This is a genomic window from Aerococcus agrisoli, from assembly GCF_003797145.1.
GTDB lineage: Bacteria > Bacillota > Bacilli > Lactobacillales > Aerococcaceae > Aerococcus > Aerococcus agrisoli.
On sequence record NZ_RKMG01000050.1, the window covers coordinates 1 to 5484 of the forward strand.

Below are 5484 nucleotides of genomic sequence, written 5' to 3' on the forward strand. Positions count from 1 at the left end.
CTAAGTTCATTATAAAATCCGCCGATAATTTAAGACATAAAAAACCAGCAATCAAATGCTGGTTTTTCGTTTATTCTTGTCCTAAAATTTCAGCGACTTTGGCGTTGAATGGTGCCATTTGTGCTTGTAGGCGTTGGCTGATTGTTTCTTCGCTAAAGCGAGTGAGGGTTTTGTTGGCAACGAGTTGTTGGCCGGCAACCCATACGGCTTCGACGTTGCTGGCTTCGGCTGAGTATACGATGGCAGAGTATGGGTCGAAGATGGGATTCATATTTAATGATTTGCGTTCAATCATGGTGATGTCTGCTTGATATCCCGGTGTTAATTGGCCAATTTTATGGTCTAGGCTAAGCACTTTGGCACCGCCACGTGTTGCTAAGTTGACAATGGTTGTGGCTGGGAATATTGACCGGTCGTGATTGTAGGTCTTTTGTGCATAAGCGAAGGTACGCATTTGGGTGAATAGGTCTAAACGATTGCCACTTGAGGGGCCATCTGTACCTAAACCAACGGCCACATCTGCTGCTAGCATTTCTTTAATTGGCGCAACACCTTTGGCTGCTTTGGTGTTGGCAACAACACAATGGGCAAGTCCAACACCTTGATCATGCAGGATAGTAAAGTCCTGTCCTTTGGCATGAATACCATGAGCAGCGATGACTTTTGCTTCGAAAAATCCGATGCTGTCTAGGTATTCGATAGGTGTTTGATTGTACTTATCTTTGAATTCGGCCATTTCATAGTCCATTTCGCTGACGTGAATCATGACAGGGACGTTGTATTTGATTGCTATTTTGGTCACAGATTCGAGGCTAGCACGGTCATTTGTGTTGGGCGCATGTGGCGCTATCATTGGCTGGATACGTACGTGTCCTTGCCAGCGTTCAATAAAGGCGGGGGCCATTTTTAACCCAAAATAAGGCGTATTATCGCTAGCATCGGGTGTTGGCTGACCGATGATGGTTTCGCCGAGAAGGGCACGAATGCCCATTTGATCTGCTTCTTCGGCTATGGCGTCTTCGAAGTAGTACATGTCGGCGAAAGTTGTGATACCAGCTAGGAGCATTTCGGCCATAGCATATTGGGCGCTTGCGCGAACTAAGTCCTCGGTCATATCTGCCTCGAGAGGGAACAGGAGCTTGCGTAGGCGATCCTTCATGTCGTCGCCAAGGCTACGGAAGGGTATCATGCCTATATGGGTATGGGTGTTCACAAATCCAGGCACGACAAGGGCATCGTTGGCATCGATGACGGTGTCGGCGGTATCGATAAGGTCTTGTATATGAAGAAGCGTAGGACCTTCTTCAGGCCCTACTGCTTCAATGATATCTTCATTTAGGAGTACGTAACCGGGATGATATTCGTGCATTTGATCATCCATGGTAAGTACCCAAGCGTTTCTAATTAATGTTCTCAATGGAAACCTCCATTATTGGTTGATGATTTCGTTCCAGTTTGTAATCCAGTCAGCTAAGTTTTCGTTTACAAAAGTTGTATCAATTGTTTTCGCACGTTCTGCAATATCGCCATATGTCTTGTTTGCAGCAAGTTCGTCAGAAAGGGTTACTTCAGTATTAACTGGCGCTTCGTTTAATTGTTCTGCAGTTTGTTCTTCAAGTTCTGGACTAATTCTAGCATTAATATAGTCATATGCTAAATCTGTGTTTTGACTTCCTTTTACTAAGTTTACAGTATTGTAGTTAGCGTATGTACCTGATTCTGGTACTACATATACAGCATTTGGATTAGCTTCTTTAATCATTTCATAGGCAAAGTCAGCAACTACTGCAACTTGAATTTCACCAGCTTGGAACATGTTTACTAAATCAGAAGATTTTTCGTAAGTTTTGACGATGTTTGGTTTCAATTCAGATAGTGCTTGGAAACCAGCTTCACCATTATCTGTTGTTATGTCGATACCTTTGTAGTCACTACCTACGTAGACCATTGCTGGACCAAATGTAGTTGCGATATCTGGAATAGCGATTTGTCCTTCATAGTCACTAGACCATAAGTCTGCCCATTCTTTTGGTTCAGAACCTAGTGTAGTTGGATCATAAACAATACCGATTGAGTTTACAGCGTAAGGAACACCTGCTCCAGATTCCAATACTTCTTTAGCACCGTCAGTTAAATTATCGATGTTTGGTACATCTTCAGCGGTTACTTCTTCAAAAAGACCATCTGCATCTCCTTGGCTAGCATTAATTTGAGATAGTTCAATTACATCAACAGTGCTATTACCACTAGCTAATTTTGTTAATCGTTCAGATGCAGTACCTACTTCTAATACTGTTGATACACCATTAGCCTCTTCAAAAGGTGTCATTACAATATTTTCGACGGTGTCTTGATTTAATGCGAAGGTAGAAACAATTAATTCTCCGTTACTTGCTTGACTAGATGTACTTGAAGCGTCACTTGATGATGACGATGAAGCAAGGTTAGCCTCTGAATTTCCACAAGCAGCTAAAGCTGCACCACTAGCAAATACGACCATTAATTTCTTCCAATTTTTCATTACATTTCCTCCAAATTTGTTTTCTTTTAAAATTTTAAAAGCTTATTTAGTAAGTGCAACCAACTTATCAGCTGGTAAATATAAATGGATACGAGTACCCGGTTCGTAGCTTTCTTCAGCATTAATTAGTAGGTTTCCAACACTAGTAACCACTTCATATTGATAGGCTCTACCTAAGAAAGTACGGACTAATACTTCACCAACAAGGGCATTTTCATTCATGGCGGTCATTGATGCCACGATATTTTCGGGACGAATGGTAAGTGTTGCTGTATCTCCATCTAGTAGTTCTACATCATTAGTGACTTGATAAGTAGAACCATTAGCATCAACATAGTGATTAGCTTTTCGTGTAACAGGAATAAAGTTTTCGAAACCGATGAATTGTGCGACAAAGCGTGTTTTTGGTTGGTGATAAATTACCTCAGGACGGTCAAATTGTTCGATTACACCGCCATTCATGACAGCGACACGGTCAGAAATTGAGAAACATTCTTCTTGATCATGTGTGACAAAAACGGTTGTAATACCTAATTGTTGTTGGATACGTTTAATTTCCATACGCATGGTAATACGAAGTTGCGCATCTAGGTTAGATAATGGTTCATCGAGTAATAATAGTTGGGGTTCGATAACTAGTGACCTAGCTAATGCTACACGTTGACGTTGACCACCTGAGAGTTGTTTAGGAAAACGGTTTTCGAATCCGTCTAACCCACAAATGGTCATCATCGCTTGTACGCGTTTTTCAATTTCAGCAGCAGGTAATTTTTTATTTTTTAAACCAAAAGCTACATTATCGAAAACACTTAGATGTGGAAATAAGGCGTACGATTGAAAAACCATACCAAAACCGCGTTTATGAACAGGTACGTTTGTAATATCTTTACCATCTAATATAAATTGACCAGCATTCTGTTGGATTAGTCCTGCGATAACACGCAAAGTGGTTGTTTTACCGCAACCAGAAGGACCTAATAAGGAAATCAATTCGCCTTGTTCAATTGCGAGTGATAAATCTTTAAGGACATAGCTTTTTTCTTTGTCATAAGATACGGAAATTTCATTTAATGCTACTAGTGACACGATTGACCTCCTTAGGCGTTTGTTTGTGTATTTGTTGAAATGCCGACTAATTTTTCGACAAGCAACATAATAATGATAGTTAAGAACATTAGTAGAGTAGAAAGTGCTGAAACACTCGGATCGTAATTAAATTCAAGGTAGCTCATTAATGTAATTGGTAGGGTTGAAACCCCGGGACCAGTAAGGAATAAAGATACTGGAATATTGTTGAAAGAGTTGATGAAGGCCATTAGAAAGGCGGATAGTAGACCCGCTTTAATATTTGGCAGGACGATTTTGATGAATGTTTCACCGCGAGTCATCCCTAAAGTCCAAGCAGCTTCTTCAATCGATTCATCAAAGTTAGTTAAAGATGCACCAACAACGCGAATCACGTAAGGAAGACTGATAATCAAATGACTGATAAATAAACCAAGAAAAATTGGTAAATTAAGTTGTGCAGAAATTACTTGGAACATCACATAACCAATGACCATACCTGGGATAATGCTAGGTGAAAGGAAAAATTGATTCAATTGTTCTTTTCCTTTGAAGTGTCCTCTAGCGATAAAATAAGCAACGGGGATACCGATAATTAAAGCAACAATTACGGATGAGAACCCAATGATTAAACTAACAATCATACTATTTTTAAAAGCTTCATTTTGAAATACGACTAAGAACCAGTCTAGAGTGAAACCTTTTATAGGAAATTGAATAGTAGATGCAGTACCAAATGAAGTAATGACGGTAATGCACAAAGGTAATAATAGAAAAACGAGTACGAGTATCCCAAGAGTTGAAATGAAGACTGACTTTTTCATGTTAGGCTTCCTCCGTTCCTAGGCGACGATCGAGACGTTTAGCTAATGCATTTAAAAGTGTATTGGTGATAAGCGTGATAAATATCATGATGAAGGCAATTACACCGGCTGCTTCCCAATTCCCTAGCGTTACGGCATTTTGTCGTAAGTAAGTGGATAACATCATGTATTTGTTTCCACCCAACAATTGTGGTGTTGTATAAGCTGTCATGGTACCTGTGAAAACAAGAATGGCTCCGACAACTACACCTGGTAAGCTAAGCGGAAAAATAATTTTGAAGAAGACATTAAATTGATTGGAGCCTAAAGTTGATGCTGCTTCTATAATTTCATCATCGATTGCGTCCATTACACCAACTAGTGCTAATATCATGGTTGGTAGGAAAAGATAAACAGACCCAATAATAATCGCTAATTCTGCATACAAAAGATCTAATGGTTGTTGGATGATACCTAGTGACATCAAACTATTATTGATGACCCCATTTTTACCGAGGATATTAATCCAGGCAAATGCTCGAACAGCAGAATTAGTTAGCAATGGGAAAACGGTAATGGCCATTGCTATTTTGCGCCATTTATCAGTAAGACCTGAAATATAATAGGCTGTTGGTACACCAAGTAAGGCACAAATGACCATGACAAGGATTGAAATACGAATTGTTCGCCATAGCACGGTAAGGTTATAGCCATTGCTAAAGAAGGCGATATATTGGTCAAACGGCTGACTAGAATTCCAACTGATGGTAGAGATGAATAGTATCAGTAGTGGAATAAACAAGGTAACTAGCAAGACCAATATTGCTGGCGTAAATGCCAGAAATGCTTTTTTCATTCTAGTGTTCCTTTCTTATTTGTATACTTTAAATATAATAAAATCCGAACGTTGTTGTGAAAATTAAAATATATCGTTCGTCAATGGTTACAATTATAGAGAATTGTAAAGGATATGTAAATAAAAACTTACGAATTTTCTTAAAGTTCACAAAATTTAAGATAAGAATGTTCGTGTTTTAATAAAAACTGCTTATAAAAAAGAGCGACTGCTTGCTGGTACACTCCCTACAAAGTAGA

Annotated in this window: 5 protein-coding genes; all 5 read right to left on the minus strand. The window is 39.3% G+C overall.

The genetic code is table 11. The features are described from left to right. Window positions 1-70: 70 nt before the first annotated feature. Genes EF384_RS09205 through EF384_RS09225 form a run of 5 tightly spaced genes read right to left on the minus strand, consistent with a single transcriptional unit; the run spans window position 71 to window position 5245 of the window. Window positions 71-1417, minus strand: coding sequence for an amidohydrolase (locus tag EF384_RS09205; RefSeq protein ID WP_123781380.1), 1347 nt, complete (start codon window positions 1415-1417; stop codon window positions 71-73). Between the two features lie 12 nt (window positions 1418-1429). After that, entirely contained in the window at window positions 1430-2521 is a 1092-nt protein-coding gene (locus EF384_RS09210) for an ABC transporter substrate-binding protein (RefSeq protein WP_123781382.1), read from the minus strand. Window positions 2522-2563: 42 nt separating this feature from the next. Continuing rightward, window positions 2564-3607: an ABC transporter ATP-binding protein gene (locus EF384_RS09215; RefSeq protein ID WP_123781384.1), complete on the minus strand. Its 1044-nt coding sequence runs from the start codon at window positions 3605-3607 to the stop codon at window positions 2564-2566. 11 nt (window positions 3608-3618) lie between these two features. Next, entirely contained in the window at window positions 3619-4410 is a 792-nt protein-coding gene (locus EF384_RS09220; RefSeq protein WP_123781386.1) for an ABC transporter permease, read from the minus strand. A 1-nt stretch (window position 4411) separates the two neighbouring features. Next, the gene (locus EF384_RS09225; protein ID WP_123781387.1) at window positions 4412-5245 is read right to left on the minus strand and encodes an ABC transporter permease; all 834 of its coding nucleotides are present in this window, start codon (window positions 5243-5245) and stop codon (window positions 4412-4414) included. Window positions 5246-5484 lie beyond the last annotated feature (239 nt).